Source organism: Lysinibacillus sp. Bpr_S20 (genome assembly GCF_023337835.1).
GTDB lineage: Bacteria > Bacillota > Bacilli > Bacillales_A > Planococcaceae > Lysinibacillus.
In genome coordinates, this window is the sequence record NZ_JALNLQ010000019.1 from 13084 (window position 1) to 34907 (window position 21824).

General features: G+C 38.4%; 24 protein-coding genes. 19 read left to right on the top strand and 5 right to left on the bottom strand.

Features of this window, described 5'->3' with window-relative positions:
• Positions 1-3: 3 nt before the first annotated feature.
• The 4 genes from MWJ95_RS23760 (at position 4) to MWJ95_RS23775 (ending at position 5866) form a co-directional block, all read left to right on the top strand.
• Positions 4-780 carry an ABC transporter ATP-binding protein gene (locus MWJ95_RS23760; protein WP_249076224.1) on the top strand — a complete coding sequence of 259 codons (777 nt, stop codon included), beginning with the start codon at positions 4-6 and terminating at the stop codon, positions 778-780.
• Entirely contained in the window at positions 752-2677 is a 1926-nt protein-coding gene (locus MWJ95_RS23765; RefSeq protein ID WP_249107350.1) for an FtsX-like permease family protein, read from the top strand. Before MWJ95_RS23760 ends, MWJ95_RS23765 begins: the two co-directional genes overlap by 29 nt.
• A 360-nt stretch (positions 2678-3037) precedes the next feature.
• A complete protein-coding gene (locus MWJ95_RS23770; protein WP_249076222.1) occupies positions 3038-4585 on the top strand; it encodes a fatty acid--CoA ligase family protein in 1548 nt (515 codons plus the stop codon).
• A 633-nt stretch (positions 4586-5218) separates the two neighbouring features.
• Entirely contained in the window at positions 5219-5866 is a 648-nt protein-coding gene (locus tag MWJ95_RS23775) for a VTT domain-containing protein (protein ID WP_249107361.1), read from the top strand.
• A gap of 26 nt (positions 5867-5892) precedes the next feature.
• On the opposite strand, the gene MWJ95_RS23780 is transcribed toward MWJ95_RS23775, so the two are convergent.
• The 5 genes from MWJ95_RS23780 to MWJ95_RS23800 are packed head-to-tail and all read right to left on the bottom strand — an operon-like array spanning position 5893 to position 8792.
• Positions 5893-6078: a hypothetical protein gene (locus tag MWJ95_RS23780; protein WP_249107351.1), complete on the bottom strand. Its 186-nt coding sequence runs from the start codon at positions 6076-6078 to the stop codon at positions 5893-5895.
• Positions 6079-6108: 30 nt separating this feature from the next.
• Entirely contained in the window at positions 6109-6819 is a 711-nt protein-coding gene (locus tag MWJ95_RS23785; RefSeq protein WP_249107352.1) for a hypothetical protein, read from the bottom strand.
• Entirely contained in the window at positions 6816-7544 is a 729-nt protein-coding gene (locus MWJ95_RS23790; protein ID WP_249107353.1) for a hypothetical protein, read from the bottom strand. The genes MWJ95_RS23785 and MWJ95_RS23790 overlap by 4 nt, the downstream gene beginning before the upstream one ends.
• Positions 7528-8421: an ATP-binding cassette domain-containing protein gene (locus MWJ95_RS23795; RefSeq protein WP_249107354.1), complete on the bottom strand. Its 894-nt coding sequence runs from the start codon at positions 8419-8421 to the stop codon at positions 7528-7530. The genes MWJ95_RS23790 and MWJ95_RS23795 overlap by 17 nt, the downstream gene beginning before the upstream one ends.
• The gene (locus MWJ95_RS23800) at positions 8418-8792 is read right to left on the bottom strand and encodes a GntR family transcriptional regulator (protein ID WP_249076218.1); all 375 of its coding nucleotides are present in this window, start codon (positions 8790-8792) and stop codon (positions 8418-8420) included. Before MWJ95_RS23800 ends, MWJ95_RS23795 begins: the two co-directional genes overlap by 4 nt.
• Before the next feature lie 297 nt (positions 8793-9089).
• On the opposite strand from MWJ95_RS23800, the gene MWJ95_RS23805 reads away from it, so the two are divergent.
• The 15 genes from MWJ95_RS23805 (at position 9090) to hisIE (ending at position 21762) form a co-directional block, all read left to right on the top strand.
• Entirely contained in the window at positions 9090-10319 is a 1230-nt protein-coding gene (locus tag MWJ95_RS23805; RefSeq protein ID WP_249107355.1) for an EAL and HDOD domain-containing protein, read from the top strand.
• Between the two features lie 242 nt (positions 10320-10561).
• Positions 10562-10774 (top strand): hypothetical protein, encoded by a 213-nt coding sequence (locus tag MWJ95_RS23810; protein WP_249107356.1) that lies wholly within the window; start codon positions 10562-10564, stop codon positions 10772-10774.
• Positions 10775-10948: 174 nt separating this feature from the next.
• Positions 10949-11797, top strand: a complete 849-nt coding sequence (locus MWJ95_RS23815; protein WP_249076216.1) for a YitT family protein — start codon at positions 10949-10951, stop codon at positions 11795-11797.
• Between the two features lie 51 nt (positions 11798-11848).
• On the top strand, positions 11849-12163 hold the full coding sequence (gene cccB, locus MWJ95_RS23820; RefSeq protein WP_249076215.1) for a cytochrome c551: 315 nt from the start codon (positions 11849-11851) through the stop codon (positions 12161-12163).
• 200 nt (positions 12164-12363) lie between these two features.
• Positions 12364-13299, top strand: coding sequence for an HPr(Ser) kinase/phosphatase (gene hprK, locus MWJ95_RS23825; RefSeq protein WP_249076214.1), 936 nt, complete (start codon positions 12364-12366; stop codon positions 13297-13299).
• A 154-nt stretch (positions 13300-13453) separates the two neighbouring features.
• Positions 13454-14275 carry a prolipoprotein diacylglyceryl transferase gene (gene lgt, locus MWJ95_RS23830; RefSeq protein ID WP_249076213.1) on the top strand — a complete coding sequence of 274 codons (822 nt, stop codon included), beginning with the start codon at positions 13454-13456 and terminating at the stop codon, positions 14273-14275.
• Between the two features lie 12 nt (positions 14276-14287).
• Positions 14288-14929 carry a pyrophosphatase PpaX gene (gene ppaX / locus MWJ95_RS23835; RefSeq protein ID WP_249076212.1) on the top strand — a complete coding sequence of 214 codons (642 nt, stop codon included), beginning with the start codon at positions 14288-14290 and terminating at the stop codon, positions 14927-14929.
• Positions 14930-14933: 4 nt separating this feature from the next.
• Positions 14934-15476, top strand: a complete 543-nt coding sequence (locus MWJ95_RS23840; RefSeq protein ID WP_249076211.1) for an acyltransferase — start codon at positions 14934-14936, stop codon at positions 15474-15476.
• Positions 15477-16054: 578 nt separating this feature from the next.
• Positions 16055-17227, top strand: coding sequence for an ATP phosphoribosyltransferase regulatory subunit (locus MWJ95_RS23845; protein ID WP_249076210.1), 1173 nt, complete (start codon positions 16055-16057; stop codon positions 17225-17227).
• Complete coding sequence (hisG, locus tag MWJ95_RS23850) at positions 17220-17843, top strand: ATP phosphoribosyltransferase (protein WP_249076209.1); 624 nt, start codon at positions 17220-17222, stop codon at positions 17841-17843. Before MWJ95_RS23845 ends, hisG begins: the two co-directional genes overlap by 8 nt.
• Positions 17844-17884: 41 nt before the next feature.
• Positions 17885-19159 carry a histidinol dehydrogenase gene (hisD, locus tag MWJ95_RS23855; RefSeq protein ID WP_249076208.1) on the top strand — a complete coding sequence of 425 codons (1275 nt, stop codon included), beginning with the start codon at positions 17885-17887 and terminating at the stop codon, positions 19157-19159.
• Between the two features lie 5 nt (positions 19160-19164).
• Positions 19165-19764, top strand: a complete 600-nt coding sequence (hisB, locus tag MWJ95_RS23860) for an imidazoleglycerol-phosphate dehydratase HisB (RefSeq protein ID WP_249107357.1) — start codon at positions 19165-19167, stop codon at positions 19762-19764.
• A complete protein-coding gene (hisH, locus tag MWJ95_RS23865) occupies positions 19761-20393 on the top strand; it encodes an imidazole glycerol phosphate synthase subunit HisH (RefSeq protein ID WP_249076206.1) in 633 nt (210 codons plus the stop codon). The genes hisB and hisH overlap by 4 nt, the downstream gene beginning before the upstream one ends.
• Complete coding sequence (gene hisF, locus MWJ95_RS23870; protein ID WP_249107358.1) at positions 20387-21148, top strand: imidazole glycerol phosphate synthase subunit HisF; 762 nt, start codon at positions 20387-20389, stop codon at positions 21146-21148. Before hisH ends, hisF begins: the two co-directional genes overlap by 7 nt.
• Positions 21145-21762, top strand: a complete 618-nt coding sequence (hisIE, locus tag MWJ95_RS23875; protein WP_249076204.1) for a bifunctional phosphoribosyl-AMP cyclohydrolase/phosphoribosyl-ATP diphosphatase HisIE — start codon at positions 21145-21147, stop codon at positions 21760-21762. The genes hisF and hisIE overlap by 4 nt, the downstream gene beginning before the upstream one ends.
• Positions 21763-21824 lie beyond the last annotated feature (62 nt).

A 21824-nucleotide genomic window follows, 5' to 3' on the forward strand; every position in this document is an offset into this window, starting at 1 on the left:
GTTATGCCTATTTTACAAATAAAAGACGTGACGAAGGTCTATGAAGGCAAAGTAACTCATCGCGCACTAAATCAACTAAGCTTTGACGTTGAGGAAGGTGAGTTTTTAGCAGTCATGGGTCCATCAGGTAGTGGAAAAACAACATTATTGAATATGATTTCTACGATTGATGAACCAACGAGTGGCGAAATCATTTTAGATGACATGAACCCTCATATGCTGAATGCAACTGAGCTAGCCTACTTTAGAAGAAGACAGCTTGGTTTTGTTTTTCAGGATTTTAATCTTTTGCATATGCTGACAGTGGAAGAGAATATTGTAATGCCACTGACTTTAGATCAACAGCCATTGGAAGTAATAGAGGAGCGTCTTGCAGGCATTGTAGAGAAACTCGATTTAACTTCGTTTCTGCATAAACGCCCAAATGAAATATCAGGTGGACAAGCGCAAAGAACAGCCATTGGAAGGGCACTTATTCATAATCCAAGTCTCATTTTAGCAGATGAGCCGACAGGGAATTTGGATTCAAATTCTTCGCGTGATGTACTTGAACTTTTAACAAAAATCAATCAGGAAAAACGAACAACGATCGTAATGGTCACACATGATCCTATTGCAGCTAGTTATTGCGATCGCGTGTTATTTATTAAAGATGGCGAATTTTTCAATGAGATTTATAAAGATGACCGTCGTCAAATGTTTTTCCAGCGAATATTAAATGTTTTAAGCTTACTAGGAGGAGGACAAGTAGGTGACCTTTCGACAATTCGCTTACCGTAATGTCGTACGGAACAGCCGTATATACGGTGCCTTTTTCATGGCAAGCTTTTTTTCTGTTGCTGTGTTTTTCATCTATTCAATGCTCATGTTTCATCCAGATATTGAACAAGGGATTTTAGGAGAAGCATCGTTAATTGGGATGGTTGGTGCTGAAATCATACTCGTGCTTTTTACCTTATTCTTTTTATATTATTCGATGAGCGCTTTTTTAGAGGCTAGATCACATGAGTTTGCAATTTTATTACATTTAGGAATGGAAAAACGCCAGATGAATAGACTTGTCTTTTTGGAGACAATGATTATTGGATCGGGCTCTATTCTTGTGGGGATTATATTTGGTTTCTCATTCTCGAAATTCTTTTTCATGATTGTTCGAGAAATTTTACATTTAGATGCATTACCCTTATACGTTTCATGGCAGCCATTCCTACTTACGATTGGTGTCTTTACAAGTGCTTTTGTAGTCATTTCCTTTATTAGTGTGTATTTTACACGTGAAAGAAAACTACGTGATCTTCTTAAAGGGGATGCTTATTTAAATAGTACGGCAACCTTTTCTAAAACTCGTGCTGTATTTGGGATTGCTCTTATTTTATCAGCATATTTACTAGCATTTATCGTACCGAAAACATCTTTAATTGGTTTAATAGTATTAATTCCGTTTTTAGCAACCTTTGGAACATATTATTTTTTCAGTGATTCTTTACCGTGTTTTTTAGATAAAGCACGAGGTAAACGGAAATTTCATTGGCAACGCTATCGCCTTCTTTCGCTAGCCGAGCAAACTCATATTATGATGGATAATGTGAAAATGTTTTTTGTCGTAACGATGGTGTCAACATTGGCCTTTTTATCTGTCGGCGTTTTAGCAACAATGTCATCATATACAATACAATATGACCGTTTAAATCCATTAGGGTTAGTTTATAAGGGAGATGCCGACAACCCATATGAGCGAAATCATATCGCCTCTTTACGAATTCAATTAGAGGAGAAGGGTTTGTCCTATCATTTATCTCGCTTCTTTGTCATCAAGCAAACATCTTCATATACTCATAATGAGGTTGAGGTGTTTAGAGAATCAGATATGAATGTATTGCTTTCCTCCTTTAGTTACCCATTACTTGAGTTAGATTCAGGAGAGGCGGTATTTATTCCATACTCGGAAGATGCCATAAAGAAACTAAAAAATAAAGTTGTGCATACCGTACTAGAGGAAAACGATATACCACTTACAATAGATAGTGTATACCCTAAAATAGTATTTCCAGGCTCTATTGTTAGCGTTAATTCTATAGTAATAAGCGATGAGGATTTTAGAAAGCTGATCAATCCAATTGCCGATAAAAACATTGAACAGCCAACCTATCATTTGTTTACCTTCTATATTCCTCAGTGGATAGAAACGAAAGACATTGGTCAGGATATAGAAGCTTCTCAATATTTTTATATGAAGAATAGATTTAGCCCATTTTACTTTGAAAATGCAGGATTAAATTATTCTTATATATTAGCTACTTACTCATTATTCACATTAGTAGGGGTTTTAGTAGCAACGGTATTTTTATTGGCAGCAGGTAGCTTTGTTTACTTTAAATTGCATACTTCTCTTGAAAGAGAAAAGCGTAAATTCGATGTCTTAAAGCGAATGGGCTTAACAGATACAGAGCTCAAAAAGCTTGTGAATCGTCATTTATTCCCACAATTTTTCTTGCCATGGGGTGTAGCAATGATGCATAGTGCCTTTGCTTTTCTAATGGTTCAAGGTATTTTGAAAGATATAGCAAATATTTCCATTGTAAAAGAAGTAGTCTTTGCTTTTGGTTTTTTTGTGTTAATACAAGTAGTCTATTTTTATTTGATTCGTTGGCGATACATCTCACATATTCGTTCGTAACAAAGGTGTGCAAGAGAGAGAAAAATGAATTATTTGACGTAATTTGCGACATGAAATAAAAAGTTTCGTTGTCTTTTAGATATATTTCTTATATAATATTACTGAATAATGATTCATTTTATCTTCGTTCAGTAGAAGACTACTCCCACCTCTAAAGGTGGTGAAATGGATGCGGGTGTGATTCCTTTTCAAGGGATGTCCAAACATCTACTGAATGAAGATAAAGCCTCCGGCGGATGTCACGGATTTTCAAAGGAATGAATTTGTGCGGGCACAATTCAAAATCCAGACGCATTGTTTATCTGCGCGACAGCGGCAATTACGCCGAGGCGAAATTGATACGATAAGGGGATGGTGTAATTGAATTTAGTTTCAAGTGTTCGTCAACAGGCGTTAGAGCAACCGGATAAAATTGCGTATCATTTTATGGGGAAAGATACGACTTACGGTGAGTTTGAACACACAGTTGGTCGCTTTGCAAAGGGGTTACAAGATTTAGGGGTAGAAAAAGGGGACCATGTGGCGTTTTTACTCGGCAATACACCACATTATTTAATTGCGTTATATGCAACAATGAGTTTAGGGGCAACGGCAATTCCGATTAATCCCATTTATACACCAGATGAAATTTCGTATATTTTGCATAATGGTGATGTAAAAGCTGTTATTGCACTTGATGCACTTCTTCCATTAGTAGAAATGGGTGTACATGCTTTTCCAAAAGTAAAAACATTTGTTGTTTGTGAAACAACAGCAGATGTTGCTGAAAAGGTAACGACGTTATCTGATGAGGCAAAGGCAAAAATTCATTTATTTTCTCAAGTAATTGCTAGTGTATCGGACTCTTTCAAACCAGTAGAAGTAGCTGACGATGATAATGCCATTATTTTATATACTTCTGGAACGACAGGGACGCCAAAGGGGGCAATGTTGACTCATAGTAATATCTACTCAAATGCTCGAGATGTCGCGCATTATTTAGGTTATAAAGCAGATGATCGTGTGATTGCTACTTTACCAGTTTTCCATGTATTTGCGTTAACTGTCGTTGTCAATGCACCTTTATTGAGTGGAGCAACAGTTTTACTTGTACCACGTTTTAGTCCAACTGAAATCTTTAAAATAACAAAGGAACAAAAAGCAACAGTCTTCGCTGGTGTGCCAACTATGTATAACTTCTTGTATCAATTACCTGAAGGCAACCCTGAAGATTTCTCAACAATACGATTAGCGATTTCAGGCGGCGCGTCTTTACCTGTAGCACTATTACATAATTTCGAGAAGAAATTTAATGTACGTGTTTCAGAAGGATTTGGCTTATCAGAAGCTTCACCAGTAACATGTTTTAACCCATTGGATCGTGAGCGTAAGGCAGGTTCTATTGGAGCATCCATTTCCAATGTTGAAAATAAGGTAGTGGATGTTAACGGTCAAGAAGTGCCCGTTGGTGAAGTAGGGGAGCTCATTGTACGAGGACCAAATGTTATGAAGGGTTATTATAAATTACCTGAAGAAACGGCGATGGCGATACGTGATGGTTGGTTATACACTGGGGACTTAGCTAAAGTTGATGAAGAAGGGTACTTCTACATCGTTGATCGTAAGAAAGATATGATTATTGTAGGCGGATTTAATGTCTATCCAAGAGAGGTTGAGGAAGTACTCTTTGCTCATGATAATATTATTGAAGCGGCAGTTGTAGGTTACCCAGACCCTAACTTAGGTGAAGCAGTTCACGCATATGTTGTCTTAAAAGATGCAGCAGCTACTACAGCAGAAGACCTTCTGGCATACTGTGCAAAGCATATGGTAAAATACAAGGTTCCTAAAGTAATCGAGATTATTGATGAATTACCTAAAAATACGACAGGGAAAATTTTGCGTCGTTCATTAAAAGAAAAAGTATAAGATAAATGCTCGAAATAAAGAAGCTACTTTTTAATTGGTAGCTTTTTTATATTGTGAAAAAATTTTAGGGGGAGCTAATATATTTTAAGATAATTCTTCCAGGCGTGTTGATTAAGAAAAAAGGTTTATTATAGAGTGATAAAAGGATTTTTTGATGCAATTTTGCTAAGATATTCCCATTTTAACTGATTGTAACGAAGGGCTACTCGACTCCCGCGAGAAAGCGAGACAGACGAGACCCTGCACGGAGCGAAGCGGAGGAAGCGGCTCGACGCTCGCCCGCAGGAAGCTTTGCTCTGCGCGAAAGCGAAGCGTCAGCGACAAAGCGAGTAGCCCGTAGTGGAAATCAGGCTCTTCGAATTAATTAGAATGTATAAAAATGGTTAATCAATACACCTGTATTTCTTTATTACTACTTATTACAGCAATGTAAAAAAAGTATGGCCACTTATTTAAATAGTTGAGTGTGTATGTCTGGAAGTGATAAAATCAAACTTGTGAAATCTACATACTTTTTAAAGGCTTGTCATATAGTGAGGGAGAAGTAGACTGTAAATGTAAAGGAACCCTTTTTAGTCTAGCTTCGTCAAAGCCTTTAGAAAATTTAATTGAAAGAGAGCATATGGAAAAATGATAGAACTCATCAAGGAGTTAATTAGTTTTATAATGCATATTGATGTGCATTTAGAGGAGATCATTCATAAGTTTGGTAATTTAAGTTATTTCGTTCTATTTGCCATTGTTTTTGTTGAAACAGGTGTCGTGATTTTTCCATTCCTGCCAGGTGATTCATTGCTTTTTGCAAGTGGTACATTAGCTGCAGCAATGGGCGCGTTTAACATGTGGATATTAATTCCTGTATTTTTAGCAGCTGCAATTTTAGGGGATACGATGAATTATCATATTGGTCATAAAGTGGGGACATCTATTCCACCAAAGAGCTTCCTTGGTAGAGTCGTAAAAAAAGAACGTATGGAGGCAGCAGAAAAGTTCTTTAATAAACACGGTGGTAAAACGATTGTCATCGCACGTTTTATGCCTTTCATCCGTACATTCATACCATTTGTTGCAGGGGCTAGTAAAATGAAGTATGGCTACTTCATTATGTACAATGTTCTAGGTGCAGTGTTATGGGTACTCAGCTGTACATTACTAGGTTATTTCTTTGGTAATATTCCTATTATTAAAAATAACTTCTCAACGGTTCTTATATTAATTATCTTCATTTCAGTTGTACCAGCTGTTATTGGTGCTGTTAAATCAAAAGTAAGTGGAAAATAAAAGGACGGTCCAAAAGTGATGAAACATCACTTAGGACGGTCCTTTTTTTGTTGATCAGCATAACGAGTGGTTGGATTTTCGTTCACGCTTTGTAGCTGACGCTTTGCTTTCGCTACAGAAAACATTTGCCGCTGCCGCTTCGCTTTCGCGTAGGGCAAGCTTCCTGGGGGCTTCCAATGAGCCACTTCACTCGCGGTTTTAGCGAATGTCATCCCTAACTATTAGTGATGATCCATTGTTCACTATTCTATATATTGCACAAGGCCTTGAGAATCTTCTAACTCTGTACTTCTTGGTATGTCAATAACTAAGACACTAGAATAGGAATCGTACCTTCCATAAGGTTTGTGTTCTATCTCTCGATTAAAATCTAAGATATCTAATGTTGCTTTTATACGATAATAATGTACTTCTTGTTCAGAAAGAAATTCAATGAATAGCTTGTTTTGTGCTACGTATACGTTAGGTAATGGTACTTCGTCTGAAAGATCAATCCCTTCTACAATGTCAGGAAATTGATAATAGGTTACAAGAGCTTTCCCTGGTTCAATAGTGTCATTATAACGCTGTCGAACTTTCAAGCTTGAATAATTGTCATCATTTATAACAACAGGTAATGTATTGCCTTCAAAGTTAATTTTCCATGTTTTCTTTTTGTTGCCCTCTTTTAAATAGGAAGAATTGTATTCTTGATCATATTTTTGGATTCGCTCAAACTTTTTCTCAGCTTGTTTAATTTCAGAAGGGGAGAGTACTGGTATTGTTGATTCTGAAAAAAAACTACTATAAAGGAAGGCTGTAAATCCAAGTATGATATAGCAAGTAATGCCAATCATAGTACGCTTAGGTGTCCAAATATTTTTAGTTCTTTCACCTAATTTATTTAATATTAGAAAAACAACAACTAAGAATAGTAATGGAATAAATAAAAAGAAAAAGGGCGCGATTGTCATTTGCGAGACACCTCCGATTTATTAGCAATCCAAATAGTGAGGCTGAAGCAAAGTGTAGCCACAAGCAAATTAAGAACACTCATCATAAGATTTGGTAACATTATAAATGGCATAAGGTTAATAGACCCTGGTGACATAAAAATGAATAGGAGGGCTAAAAACATAAACATGAGTACAAATATTTTTACGACTACGGGCCCCTTGAAGCTGGTACCAAATAGTAAGCCAATTGCGCCAAATAAACAGATGCTACTGAAACATACTATTAATGTTGATGGTGAAATAAATAGACTTTCTATGACGAAAAATTTCTTCTCCATAAACGAAACTCCTAATACTTGTAAATAGTAAGACGAAACTATAATGATGACTGCCATAAAACTGTAAATAATCATGACAAAGATATTTGCAATGGCGCTTGATGTCCGGCTAGAAATAACGGATAAATCATCCATACGATAGGCTTTTGTTGTAAAGAGAAGTCCTACAATAAATGCCCAAATTACTGAAACAATAAGAAAAATATCAAGTGAATAATCAGAGAATTGGACACTTATATTTCCGCCACCATGACCAGAAGACCCACTCCCAGTGCTAGATGTTAAAACACCAAAGATAATTTGTGAAATAACTAGGGAGCTAAGGGCGGAAATATATAATTGTGCTTTCCATTTCACCTGTTTTTTTACAATTGTATTCAGTGAAATATTAGTCAAAGATTGCATCAATATCACGTCCTTTTTTACTTGTTAAATATTTGCAGACTTCACTTGCTGTAAGGGATGATACCGTAATGCCCTTTGTTCGAAGTATTTCTTCAGAGACGAATAGTTTACGAGCATTTACTATGGCTGAGGTCGTTCCTGTCACCGTTTTTTGAGTGTAAACTTCCATCTCAGAGAGCAGTTCAGCAAGTGCTTCACTTGGCCCGTTTAGTAATACGAGCTGTTCCTTAAATTCATCCAATGGTGCATGGGCTATAACTGTACCTTCATCTATTAATAAAATTTCTTCTAAAATAGTTTCCATCTCTTGCAAATGGTGACTAGAAATTAAAAATGTTCGTGGAAAGGCTAGGTACTCCTTAAGAATCGCTCTGTAAAAATCCGTACGAATCACTTCGTCCATGCCATTCATCGGTTCATCCAAAATCGTTAGTGCACATCGACTTACTAATCCGTAAACAAGGTTAAAGGTTGCCGATTGCCCCTTAGATAGTTGTTGATGCTTTAATGTGAGATCTATACCTGCATAATCGAGCATGCGATAGGCCAACTCATTTTGCCAATTAGGATAAAAATTAGCCCCCATCTTTAGAATATCTTCGAGCGACAAGTAATTAGAGAAGCTTAATTGATCATCGATAAAAATCATGTTGCTAGCAGTATGAATATTGTTAAAAGGATTCTCATTAAACACTCTGCATGATCCATTTGTAGGTTTTAAATAGCCGGCAAATATATTAAGTAATGTCGACTTTCCAGCCCCATTACGACCAATAATACCGATAATTTTCTCTGCATCCAGAGCGCAGGTGATACGCTGTAGTGCATGACGACGTCCGAAGCTTTTAGATAATTCCTCACATTGAATAATATTCATGCCAATCCCTCCTGAGTTTTTCGAATAAGCACTAGCAATTCTTCATCAGATACAAGTAAACGTTTTGCCTCTAATACGATCTCTTGTGCCATTTTCGTCAATATTTCATTTCGACGTTTCAGTAAAATTCGCTCTTTTGCATCCGAAGCGACAAACATCCCTAACCCCCGTTTTTTATATAAAAGTTGCTCTTCCAGTAAAATTGTCAGTCCTTTACCAGCTGTAGCAGGATTAATATTGAATATTTCAGCTAACTGGTATTGTGAATAGACCTTCTCGTCTGTTTGTAATCGGTCGGCAATGATTTCGTGCTGTAGCCATTCAGCAATTTGAATATAAATTGGTGCTGTACCATCTAGATGAACGTGCATCGAAAAACCTCCTTTCATTTCTGTGTAACATAGTGCATTAGTGTTGTAATGTACTATATGATGTAAATTGGTAAATGTCAATAACAAATGATTATTTTGGAAATATTATATGGGGAGGATAAGTAAAATCGAAAAAGTCTCTCTGGAAAAGGAAAATGAGTTTGAGCCATTTGGAGTTTTAGGTATTGATTTTCATTAATGGTAGGAGACTTTTGACAGTTATTTGAATGGTAAGCAGAGAGTATTGAAAGGTGCTATAATATTATTTACTAGAATATGGAGAAAGGGGGGGACGAAATGGAAGTATTTATCGGGAGACAGCCTATTTTTAACCTTCATGAACAAGTCGTAGCGTATGAATTATTATATCGTAGCAAAAACGTGAATGCTTTTCCGATGGTCGATTCAGATGCTGCAACAATCGATGTACTAGTAAACTCATTTCTTTCAATCGGCATTGAAGAGGTAACAAAAGGTAAACCTAGTTTTGTTAATTTTACAGAAAACTTGCTGATGAGTCCCTTAAACGAATATTTAAATCCATCGCTAGTTGTTATTGAGATTTTAGAGGATGTTCCTATTACAACTCATTTAGTCGAGAGAGTCATAGAGCTAAAATCATATGGTTTTAAAATTGCCTTAGATGATTTTATTTTGGATGATAAGGTACAAGTTTATGATGAGTTATTTCCTTATGTTGATTATATAAAAGTTGATTTTTTATTGTCACCATTACTAGAGCGCATGGAAATTGAAAATAAAGTGAAAGAAAATTTCCCGCATATAAAATTACTAGCTGAGAAGGTAGAAACACGACAGCAATTTGAAGTGGCAAAGCATTCTGGCTATGAATTATTTCAAGGATATTTTTTTGAACAGCCTCAAATCATTACAGGAACCGAGATACCTGCTAATACTATTCAATATTTATATATTATTACGCTGTTAAAAGAAGAGGAGCCTAATATACAGTTATTAGCTGATAATATTGAGCGTGATATTTCTTTAACGTATAAATTATTGCAAATGGTTAATAATTCAGAGCGACGATCTAAATCAAAGGTTCGTTCCATAAAACAAGCGATTATATTACTAGGCGTTTCAAATTTACGTAAGTGGATTTATTTATTGGCAATGCGAGAAATGGATAAAAATGCGGATAATGATCTTTTTAAAGAAGTCATGCGTACTTCTTTATTTAGAGCGAAAGTATGTGAAAAACTGGCTAAGCTATCCTATAAGAAAAACTTCTCTGAATATTTTTTAGTTGGGATGTTTTCATTAATAGATACTTTGTTGCAAAGACCGCTGAACGTTATTTTACAGCAGTTACCTTTTTCAGAAGACATAACATCAACGATTTTAGGGAAGCAAACTGAAATGACACCTTATTTGGAATTCAGTATTGCGTTAGGTAAGTTAGATTGGTCTACTTTAGAAGATTTAGCTCCTCAGCTCAATATTGATTTAACAAAAATTGATCTTTTTTACAATGAAGCAATGGAGTGGGCAGAAAAATCTTTATAAAAACAAGGGTAAATCATAGTGTAGGGTTGATTTCCGTTCCGACTGGGTGCTTTGTTGCTGCCGCTTCGCTTTCGCACAGATAAAACATTGCCGCTGCCGCTTCGCTTTCGCGCAGAGCAGAGCTTCCTGGGGGCGTCCGATGAGCCACTTCACTCGCGATGCTCGCTGCAGGGTCTCGGGCCAACAGATGTTTTTTGCGCGAAAGCGTAGTGCTAACGTAGCGGCAGCAGAGGGTTTTGTTTGTGCGAAAGCGTAGCGACAGCAACAGCACCGATGTTGGTCACGAAGGCGTTATCACAGGATGTGATGCTTTTAGCCTTCGTTCCACTCTCGCTGATCCCCAAGGAGTCGCCCAGTCTCCACTACAATCAACTAATCCACATGACATATGTTTTAACAAAGTGTCATCTGCAACGTATAAAATAGAAATAAGCTATCTAAAAAACTCTCTTTAAGGTGCTTATTTTTTGTGCTTTTATATTAATTGTCATAAGTGTAATACATAAGGCAAATTATATAAGGACATGTTTCCTTTTCCTTCATCATGGTGAAGTTCTCAATGCGAAAACTATTTGCTATAATCATCTGGTCTTCAAAAAATTCTGATAGTTGGAGTGGGCGTGGGGGAAATGAATCAAATTCATGGTGTAAGGGAAAGCATTGTAGAGTATGTGTACGTCATAATAGGAGCAGCAATTATTGCAATCGGCTTCAATGTATTTTTATTGCCAAATCAAGTAGCTTCAGGTGGAGTAAGCGGAATTAGTACAATTTTACACGGTATTTTTGGTTGGAATCCAGGATTTATACAATATGCATTCAATATTCCACTATTTATAGCAGGTGTATTATTTCTTGGGAAAAAGTTTGGAATTAAATCATTTATTGGAACAGTCACATTACCGCTTATTGTATTACTAACGAATAGTTGGGGGCCTTGGACAGATAATCCTTTACTCGGAGCGCTTTTTGGGGGAATTGTGGTCGGTTTAGGAATAGGACTTGTCTTTAAGGGGAATGCTTCTACTGGTGGCACTGATTTACTAGCGCAAATAATTACAAAGTATACTGGAATATCGCTTGGTACAAGTGTACTTTTAATTGATGGGATTATCGCAATTAGTGCAGCAATTGTTTTTGACTTAGAGAAAGGGTTATATGCCCTAATCGGACTTTATGTCACTACAAAAACGATTGATATTATTCAGCTCGGCTTTAGCCAGTCTAAAATGGTTTATATTATTACGCTGAAACAAGATGAAGTACGTGATGCCATTTATGCTGAGATCAATCGAGGCGTGACAAAGTTGCCTGCTATAGGTGGCTATACAAGGGAAACACGACCAGTATTAATGGTTGTTGTTTATCAAACAGAGTTCACAAAGCTGAAACAACTCATTAAAAGCGTTGACCCATCAGCGTTTGTTATCGTTTCTAATGCTTATGAGGTGTTGGGAGAAGGTTTCAAGCGTGCGTAATTTTGGTATAATGACAGGGAAAGAACTTATTTACTTTTAGGAGGGGCCCTAATGAAAAAGGCAATGTTAACAGTAGCGATTGGTTCAGCAATCTTTTTAGCTGCTTGTGGTGGAGGTAAAACGACAACAGGTACAAAAACTACTGCTTCAGATGGTGAAACAATTGCTATGAAATCTTGTATTACTTGCCATGGTGGTGAGCTACAAGGTCAAAATAATGCACCAAAGATTAGCGATGTAGGCTCTCGTATGACAGAGGCAGAAATTTTAAATGTTATTGAAAATGGTAAAGGTACAATGCCTGCTGGGGTTGTCAAAGGTGCAGATGCAGAAGCGGTTGCCAAATGGTTAGCTACTCAAAAATAAACAATCATGAAACTAGCGGGCTGGAGAACCGCTAGTTTTTTTATATTTTGTAGAATATTTTAGCCAGGCAGACAGAGTGTAAATTCATTTCTTTTATACATAGACATGCTAAAATAAGGTGAAACTGCAATCATTATGCTGATCGCTAGTTAACGCAGGACAAAACATATTCAATTCCATTGAATGGAGGCTACTAAACATTGGTCGTAGTATTAACAAGAGACGTTATGGAGAAATTTAAGTTAGAACTATTAGCTGGTGAGGAAGGCATAGGAAGAACGATTGTCACTAGTGATATTTCAAGACCAGGGCTCGAAATGGCGGGGTATTTTACGCATTATCCTGCAAATCGAGTACAATTGCTAGGAAAAACAGAACTTTCTTTTTTTGAAATGCTGCCTGCCAATGTGAAACTGGAGCGCATGCGTCTTCTTTGCTCACAGGATACACCAGCTATTATTATTTCTCGTGATTTAGAGGTACCTAAGGAACTTATACAGGCGTCCAATGAAAAACATGTACCTGTATTTAAAACGCACATGACAACAACGAAATTTTCGAGTAGGCTTACAAACTATTTAGAAGGTCGTTTAGCACCAATGACTGCTGCTCACGGAGTTTTAGTTGATGTATACGGCATCGGTATACTAATTATCGGCAAGAGTGGTGTAGGGAAAAGTGAAACAGCACTTGAGCTAGTCAAGAAGGGGCATCGCTTAGTGGCTGATGATTGTGTAGAGATCCGTCAGGAATCCGAGAACTTTTTAATTGGGAGTCCACCGCCTCTTTTAGAACATTTACTCGAAATTCGAGGTATTGGTATTATCGATATTATGACACTCTTCGGAGCAAGTGCGGTACGTCCATACAAACGTATTACATTGATTATCGAATTGGAGATATGGGATCCAGATAAAGTATATGATCGTCTAGGCTTAGAGGAAGAAAAAATGAAAATCATTGATACGGAATTAACAAAGCTAACGATTCCTGTAAGACCTGGACGAAATGTGTCTGTTATTATTGAAGTAGCAGCAATGAATTATCGTTTAAAGAAGATGGGTGTTAACGCAGCCGAGGAGTTTTCTAGACGATTAGATGAAGTCATCTCCTCAACAGATGAGTTGGACGACTAATCGTTTTTAACTTCTTGTAACGGGTGTCCAAGCATCCGTACTTGTCGCTACGCTTTCGGTAAGCACAAAGTCGATTCCGGACGCAATTATGCTAAGGCATAATTGATTAGGATTCATTAACAAATGTAATACATGAATTTGAGAGGAGCTTAAGATGGATTTATTATTATTAGACATTAATCCGATTGCTTTCCATTTAGGACCTATTCCTGTACGTTGGTACGGGTTACTTATTGTATCGGGTATTATTCTAGCTTATATTGTAGGACAAAGAGAGGCTGTAAAGAGAGGCTTACCAGAGGATTTTCTTGCAGATCTATTACTATGGGCTGTTCCTATATCTATAATATGTGCTCGTATTTACTATGTTTCAATGCGTTGGGATTATTATAGTGAAAATCCAGGGAAGATTATTGAAATTTGGAATGGCGGCATTGCTATACACGGTGCTCTGATTGGTGCATTTTTAACAGCTTACATATTCACTCGTAGAAGAAATATAAGCTTTTTACGAGTAGCGGATATTGCGGCACCGAGTATTTTAATTGGACAAATAATTGGTCGATGGGGCAATTTTATGAACCAGGAGGCTTATGGTGGTCCAGTATCACGTGAGTTTTTGGAACATCTAATGCTTCCAGATTGGATTATTAATCAAATGTATATTGAAGAATTAGGATCATACGTACATCCTACTTTTTTATATGAATCCGTCTGGAACTTCATTGGGCTAATTATTTTATTAGTCTTACGCAAAGTAAATTTAAATCGTGGCGAAATATTCTTCAGCTATTTAATTTGGTATTCAATCGGTCGCTTCTATATAGAAGGCCTGCGTACGGATAGCCTATATTTAGTAGGGGATTTACGCTCAGCTCAGGTTGTTTCAATAATAGGTATTGTAGTAGGTCTTGGTGCAATTATTTACCGACGTATAAAAGAGAAACCTGCAGTAAAGTATTTAGATAATAAATAAGGGGTGCATAGCATGGCTATAAAGGCATTACTATTTGATTTTGATGGCACATTACTCAATACAAATGATTTAATCATTCAAACATTTATGCACGTTTTAAACGAACGATTTCCCGGGCAATATTCGCCAAAAGATTGCCTGAAATTCCTTGGACCATCCTTAAAACAGACATTTAGTGACATTGCTCCTGGTGAAGAGGATGCAATGGTGGCTAAATATCGCGAATATAATGAATTACATCACGATGAGCTTGTCACTCAATATCCCGATGTTGTTTCCACTTTAGAGCAATTAAAGGATATGGGTATTAAATTAGCGATTGTCTCTACAAAGCGTAATGCGATGATTGACCGTGGTCTATCTGTGCTAGGGGCAAGTCATCTATTTGATATCCGTATTGGCACGGATGATGTGAAAAATGTAAAGCCAAATCCAGAGCCAGTTTTGCTTGCTCTTGAACGCCTTGGTGTAAATAAGGAAGACGCCATTATGATTGGTGATAATTCTCACGATATTGAGGCAGGACACAATGCTGGAGTTAGAGCGGCTGGTGTCGCATGGGCATTTAAAGGTGAGGAATACTTACAGCAATTCAAGCCGGAATATATGTTGCATCATATGACGGATTTATTTGACATTGTGAAAGCGGGGTAAGGTAATGGCACGTAAAACAGAACGCTACCGTGTCGAAGGAGCAAACTCGCTTTGGAATATTTATGATACGGTGTCCTTTTGGAAGGTGATGAAGTGTTTCGTTGTCATTCAAATTGGACGCTTCACACCGTTTTTACGTGTGAAAAACTGGTTGTATCGAACTTTGTTAAAAATGGAGATTGGTGAAAAAACCTCTTTAGCTTTAATGGTGATGCCAGATACAATGTTTCCAGAACGTATTTATATCGGTGATAATACCGTTATAGGCTTCAATACGACTATTTTGGCGCATGAATATTTAATAGAGGAGTATCGTCTAGGAGATGTTCATATTGGCAATGAAGTGATGGTTGGTGCCAATTCAACGATCCTTCCAGGTGTTACGATAGGTGACGGTGCGATAGTGTCAGCTGCTACCCTTGTTCATAAGGATGTACCAGCTGGCTGCCTAGCAGGCGGTAATCCTATGCAAATTATTTATACAGCCGAACAAATGGCAGAGCGCAAACGCAATGAAGTAGTAGAATGGTGCACGCCAAAAAAATAAAAATACCTACACTGTGCAGGCTTTGCACAGTGTTTTTTGTGGTCATGGAAGTTAATAGCTTTCCTGTGGTGACACTTGTCGCTTCGCTTTCGCTACAAAAAACCTCTGTCGCTGCGGATTTGCTTTTGTAGAGTCATGTTGAAGTACCATTTTATCACTATAAATGATACATGTTATGTGAAGAGGTTGATTGTAGTGGAGAATGGGCGACTCCTTGGGGATCAGCGTCACAGATGAGACCCTGGAGCGAGCAACGCGAGTGAAGCGGCTCATCGGACGCCCCCAGGAAAGCGCCCAGTCGGAACGGAAATCAACCCTCGTTTTGCCGGAGAGTCATACTTTATTCAATTCTAGTGATATAGTTTTTCAAAAGCACCACATAGTGCAAGGTTTGCCTTGCTGAATAAAGTTCCAATTTATTTATTTTCGAGTATAATTAACAGAATAATCAGTATTGAAATTATTTGATAACTTACTAGAGTTGCATTGACTAGAAAGGGAAAGTGAGTTAAAATTCTTTCATAATCTAATTCTCTAATACTCTAGTGAACTAAAGTACAACGTAAGGAAGTGTCAAAATGTCGTCGATTAAAATGTTTGAGAAACCACTTGGAATGCGCGATACATTTCCGCAAATATTTGAAAAAGTAGAGGCTGTAAGAAATACAGGGCGAGATTTTTTATGTCGAAGAGGCTATGAATTTATTAAAACGCCTGCAGTAGAGTATTTTGATACAGTCGGTAAAGCATCAGCGATAGCCAATGCGCATTTATTTAAATTAGTGGATGGCCAAGGCAACACGTTAGTACTACGACCTGATATGACAACACCGATTGCACGTGTCGCAACATCCAAATTATTAAAAGAGATGATTCCGATACGCCTGGCTTATTTTGCTAGTGTTTTTCGCGCACAGGAAGCAGAAGGTGGGCGCCCAGCAGAATTTGACCAGATGGGGATCGAGTTAATTGGTGACAATTCTGTATTTGCTGATGCTGAGGTTATTGTGACAGCAATGGAGTTATTAAAGCAATTTGGCGTAGAGCAATTTAAAGTGACGATCGGTCATGCAGGTATATTACATTGTATTTTACAAGATTATACCGAAAGCGTTGAACAGCAGAATATACTCCGGGCACTCCTTGTGCAACGCAATTATGTAGGGTTTGAAGAAGCGGTAGCATCATTTGATTTGCCTAAAACGAAATCCGATGCATTATTGCAATTTATTGAAGAAGCGATGAATGTAAAAGAAATTCAAGATATTGAAAAATACGTGCGGAAAAACGACGCATTAGAATATATGCAACAGCTCGCTAAATTGCTTGAAACTGCTAACTTAGCAGATTATGTAGCCTTTGATTTTACACTTTCTAGTCACATGAGCTATTACACAGGCATGTTATTTGAAGTGTTTGCAACCGGCAGTGGTTTTCCATTAGGTAATGGGGGACGCTATGACGGATTGCTAGAGGTGTTTGGTTCAGAAGTTGGTGCAACAGGATTTAGTATTCGCGTTGATCGCCTATTAGAAACGCTTGATGGGCTATCCGATGAACGACAAGAAGCTACAGTCGTGCTATTTGAGGAAGAACAATTTGAAGCGGCTCTTGCAAAGGTACAGAAGCTACGAGCAACTGGTAAACAGGTTACCTTACAGCTAAAGAGTAGCCTAGTAGATGAAGCAACTTTTTTAGCACACTTTACAGAAGTAGTTGTTGTGGGACAGGAGGACGTTGACGGTGAATGAATTAACGATTGCTATGCCGAAGGGGCGTATTTTTGACGAGGCATATCAGATGCTTTTAGAAGCTGGCTTTAATTTACCAGAAGAAGTCGAAATGTCCCGTAAATTAATGCTTGAAATTCCAGAAGAGAAAATTCGCTTTATATTAGCGAAACCAATGGATGTTCCTGTATATGTAGAGCACGGTGTAGCGGATATTGGTATTGCTGGGAAGGATGTTTTATTAGAGCAGCAACGAGAAGTACATGAATTACTAGATTTAAAAATAAGTACCTGTTATATCGCATCTGCAGGCTTACCTAATACGACGATGAATGAAATTGCACCAAGAATAGCGACGAAATATCCGAATATCGCCATGAAATATTATAAGGGTATTGGGGAGCAGGTTGAAATTATTGAGCTAAATGGATCGATTGAATTGGCGCCTATGATTGACTTAGCAGATCGAATTGTCGATATTGTTTCAACAGGTCGGACACTGAAAGAAAATGGCTTAGTGGAGTATGAATTTATTACAGACGTATCGTCCAGATTGATTGCCAACCCCGTAAGCTATCGCATGAAGAGTGACCGTATTATCGACCTCGTGAAACGTTTAAAAAGATGTGTTAAATAAAAATATCTACTATTGGAAGAGGCTTAAAGGAGATTAAACCTATGAAAATAACGAAGCTAGAAAAAGGTATTTCCTTGAAACGAGTACTTGAAGGGGGAAATGAAGAACAGTTAAAGGTTGTGCGTCAAGTATTAGCAGACGTTCGGACACAAGGTGACGCGGCTGTCCGTTTTTATACAGAAAAATGGGATGGCTTTGCCCCAGACCAGTTACGCGTAACGAAGGAAGAAATAGAAGAGGGCGCAAATTCAATCGATCCACAGCTCTATGCTGATCTAACAGAGGCTGCCCAAAATGTCCGCTTTTACCACGAACAGCAAAAGCGTTCAGGTTATCGCTTAGAGCTTAAAGATGGCTCATGGCTTGGGCAACGAATTACTGCACTTGATGCAGTAGGCCTTTATGTTCCTGGTGGTACAGCAGCATACCCATCTTCGGTCTTGATGAACGTTATTCCTGCACAAGTTGCTGGTGTCAAACGCATTGTTATGACATCCCCAGCAGGCCGCGATGGAAAATTACCTCCAGGTGTACTTGCTGCAGCACATATTTTAGGAGTAGAAGAAATATATAAAATCGGTGGAGCTCAGGCCATCGCGTCTCTTGCTTATGGCACAGAGACAATTTCTCCAGTTGATAAAATTACAGGTCCAGGAAATATCTTTGTAGCATTAGCGAAGCGTGAAGTATTTGGTGAGGTAGCGATTGATATGATTGCAGGCCCAAGTGAAATAGCAGTGTTAGCAGACGACACAGCATTTGCTGATGAAATCGCGGCAGACCTTCTATCACAGGCTGAGCACGATAAATTGGCCTGTGCCATGTTAATAACGACTTCAAAGCAATTAGCTATAAAAGTAGCCGATGAAGTAGAGAAGCAATTAACGACTTTACCACGTGAAGAAGTAGCGCGTGCATCAATTGAAAACTTTGGTGCCATTTATGTGGCTGAAACAATGGCTGATGCCATAGATGCCATTAATTCGCTAGCACCAGAGCATTTAGAAATTGTCACAAAAAATGCTGAGGCTATAGCTGAGCAAGTACGACATGCTGGGGGGATTTTCATCGGTCGTTATAGCTCTGAACCAGTTGGTGATTACTTTGCTGGGACAAATCATGTGCTGCCAACGAATAGTACGGCACGCTTTGCAAGTGGCTTAAATGTCGATGATTTTGTGAAAAAATCGAGCGTTGTTTATTATAGTGAAAAAACTTGGGCAGAAAATGCACCGAAAATTGCACGTCTAGCACGTATGGAAGGCTTAGAGGGTCATGCGCGTGCAGTCGAATCGCGTGGATGGGAAAAGGAGTAGTCATAATGACTGAAAAGAAACGATATGCAAAAGTTGAACGTACGACAAATGAAACTCAAATTTCGGTAGCTATCGATTTAGATGGTGAAGGGAAGGCAACTATTAAAACAGGTGTTGGCTTTATGGATCATATGCTTGACCTATTTATTAAACACGGGCTTTTTGATGGGACGATTGAAGCGAATGGTGATACGTATATCGACGACCATCATACAACAGAAGACCTCGGAATTGTATTAGGCCAAGCTATTCGGGAAGCGCTTGGTGACAAAAAAGGAATAAAGCGGTACGGTACAGCATTTGTGCCAATGGATGATGCACTTGCACAGGTCGTTGTGGATTGCTCGAATCGTCCGCACTTAGAATATCGTGTGCCACAGTTGAAGGAAAAGGTCGGTAGCTTTGATACGGAATTAGTGCATGAATTTTTATGGAAGTTTGCACTAGAGGCTCGAATGAATGTCCATGTCATCGTACCTTATGGCCATAATACACATCATATAATTGAAGCTATTTTTAAGGCGTTGGCACGTGCCATTGACGCAGCAGTGGAAATGGATCCGCGTGTGAAAGGTGTACCATCGACTAAGGGGCTGTTAACGTGAAAATAGGTGTTATTGATTATGGAATGGGGAATTTATTTAGTGTTGAACAGGCATTAAAACGACTTGGCTGTGAGGTTGTGGTGACGGCTAACGAGACAGTGCTAGATACAACAGATGCACTATTGCTTCCTGGTGTTGGAGCATTTCCAGATGCTATCAAACGTTTAGCTGAAACGGAGTTAGATCGATATTTGCACAAGGTGAAAGCTGAAAATCGGCCACTTCTCGGAATTTGCTTAGGCATGCAATTATTATTTGAGCAAAGTGAAGAAGTTTCTCCAACGAAGGGTTTGGGCTTTTTTAAAGGAAGCATCAAACGATTTAATGGTGACAATGCTGGGCGCAAGTATCGGGTGCCGCATATGGGATGGAATGAGCTTGTCATGACAAAGTATCCTTCTTGGTTAAATGGTGAAGTAACCGCAAAGCATGTTTATTTCGTACACTCATTTTATGCAACTGATATCGATGAAAGGGAGCTCATCGCTTATGCGGATTATCATGGTATAAAGGTTCCTGGCATTGTGGCAAATGGCTCTATTACGGGCATGCAGTTCCATCCCGAAAAGTCTGGTCAACTTGGTGTGCATTTATTAGAGCAATGGTTGAAGGGGGTGGCATCGTGTTAACAAAGCGCATTATTCCATGTCTTGATGTGAAAGAGGGACGAGTTGTCAAAGGTGTACAGTTTGTGTCATTACGTGATGCAGGTGACCCAGTTGAGCTTGCTAAGTTTTATGATGAGCAGGGGGCAGATGAGCTTGTATTTCTAGATATCTCGGCATCGCATGAAGGCCGTGAAACGATGGTTGATGTCGTACGGCAAACGGCAGCAACATTAGCCATTCCATTCACAGTAGGCGGTGGAATTCGTACATTAGATGATATGAAACGTATTTTACGTGCCGGTGCCGATAAAGTATCAGTGAATACTTCTGCTCTAGAGAGACCAGAGCTCATTAAAGAAGGTTCTGACTTTTTTGGAGCACAATGTATTGTTGTAGCTATTGATGCCCGCTATAGCGAAGAAGATGCTACGTGGATGGTTTATACGCATGGTGGTCGAAAGAAAACAACATGGCGAGCAACTGAGTGGGCGAAAGAAGCGGTTCGCCTAGGTGCCGGTGAAATTTTATTAACAAGTATGAATCAAGACGGAGAGAAATCCGGTTTTGATTTAACCCTAACAAAAGCTGTAAGAGAGGCTGTGACAGTTCCTGTTATTGCGAGTGGTGGTGCAGGAAATGCACAACATTTTTACGAAGTATTAGCTGAAGATATCGATGCAGATGCAGCACTTGCCGCATCCATCTTCCATTACAAAGAAACGAGCGTTGCACAAGTAAAAGAGTACTTACGCGAAAAAGGAGTGGCAGTAAGATGATAGACAGCATTAAATTTGATGAAAAAGGTCTTGTCACTGCGGTGGTACAAGATGCTAATACAAAAGAAGTACTAACAGTTGCATATATGAATAAAGAATCTCTAGAAAAAACACTTGAATCGGGTGAAACATGGTTCTTCTCACGTTCACGTCAAGAGCTCTGGCACAAAGGGGCAACAAGTGGTCATACACAAAAAGTGATATCAATCAAGGCTGATTGTGACAGTGACGCATTAGTGATCGAAGTAATTCCTGCTGGTCCGGCTTGTCATAATGGAACAACTTCTTGTTTCACGGACATCATACAGCAAAATGCCAAGGTAGGATCTGTTGAGATTATTTCTAAACTCGTAAAGGTCATTGAAAAGCGTGAGCAAGAAATGCCAGAAGGGGCGTATACTACATATTTGTTCGATAAAGGAATCGATAAAATTTGTAAAAAAGTTGGAGAAGAAGCAACGGAAGTTGTCATAGGTGCAAAAAATCGTGATGCCGAAGAAGTAAAATGGGAGGCTGCCGATTTAATTTATCATCTACTAGTGTTGCTACAAGAGCAAAAAGTAAGTGTTTATGACGTGTTACATGTGTTGGAAAAACGTCATGAGGAGAAATAACGGCATATTGCTTATTGTATGGTATAATAGAAGTTACTGTGAAAAGGAACGTATCATACGTT

What these genes read in the sequence shown, in the direction of transcription:
- MWJ95_RS23760 (WP_249076224.1), top strand. Translation starts at nt 4, where the DNA reads ATGCCTATTTTACAAATAAAAGACGTGACGAAGGTCTATGAAGGCAAA.
- MWJ95_RS23780 (WP_249107351.1), bottom strand. Translation starts at nt 6,078, where the DNA reads ATGACATTCGCTAAAACCGCGAGTGAAGTGGCTCATTGGAAGCCCCCA.
- MWJ95_RS23785 (WP_249107352.1), bottom strand. Translation starts at nt 6,819, where the DNA reads ATGACAATCGCGCCCTTTTTCTTTTTATTTATTCCATTACTATTCTTA.
- MWJ95_RS23790 (WP_249107353.1), bottom strand. Translation starts at nt 7,544, where the DNA reads ATGCAATCTTTGACTAATATTTCACTGAATACAATTGTAAAAAAACAG.
- MWJ95_RS23795 (WP_249107354.1), bottom strand. Translation starts at nt 8,421, where the DNA reads ATGAATATTATTCAATGTGAGGAATTATCTAAAAGCTTCGGACGTCGT.
- MWJ95_RS23800 (WP_249076218.1), bottom strand. Translation starts at nt 8,792, where the DNA reads ATGCACGTTCATCTAGATGGTACAGCACCAATTTATATTCAAATTGCT.
- MWJ95_RS23805 (WP_249107355.1), top strand. Translation starts at nt 9,090, where the DNA reads ATGGAAGTATTTATCGGGAGACAGCCTATTTTTAACCTTCATGAACAA.
- MWJ95_RS23815 (WP_249076216.1), top strand. Translation starts at nt 10,949, where the DNA reads ATGAATCAAATTCATGGTGTAAGGGAAAGCATTGTAGAGTATGTGTAC.
- cccB (WP_249076215.1), top strand. Translation starts at nt 11,849, where the DNA reads ATGAAAAAGGCAATGTTAACAGTAGCGATTGGTTCAGCAATCTTTTTA.
- lgt (WP_249076213.1), top strand. Translation starts at nt 13,454, where the DNA reads ATGGATTTATTATTATTAGACATTAATCCGATTGCTTTCCATTTAGGA.
- ppaX (WP_249076212.1), top strand. Translation starts at nt 14,288, where the DNA reads ATGGCTATAAAGGCATTACTATTTGATTTTGATGGCACATTACTCAAT.
- MWJ95_RS23840 (WP_249076211.1), top strand. Translation starts at nt 14,934, where the DNA reads ATGGCACGTAAAACAGAACGCTACCGTGTCGAAGGAGCAAACTCGCTT.
- MWJ95_RS23845 (WP_249076210.1), top strand. Translation starts at nt 16,055, where the DNA reads ATGTCGTCGATTAAAATGTTTGAGAAACCACTTGGAATGCGCGATACA.
- hisD (WP_249076208.1), top strand. Translation starts at nt 17,885, where the DNA reads ATGAAAATAACGAAGCTAGAAAAAGGTATTTCCTTGAAACGAGTACTT.
- hisB (WP_249107357.1), top strand. Translation starts at nt 19,165, where the DNA reads ATGACTGAAAAGAAACGATATGCAAAAGTTGAACGTACGACAAATGAA.
- hisIE (WP_249076204.1), top strand. Translation starts at nt 21,145, where the DNA reads ATGATAGACAGCATTAAATTTGATGAAAAAGGTCTTGTCACTGCGGTG.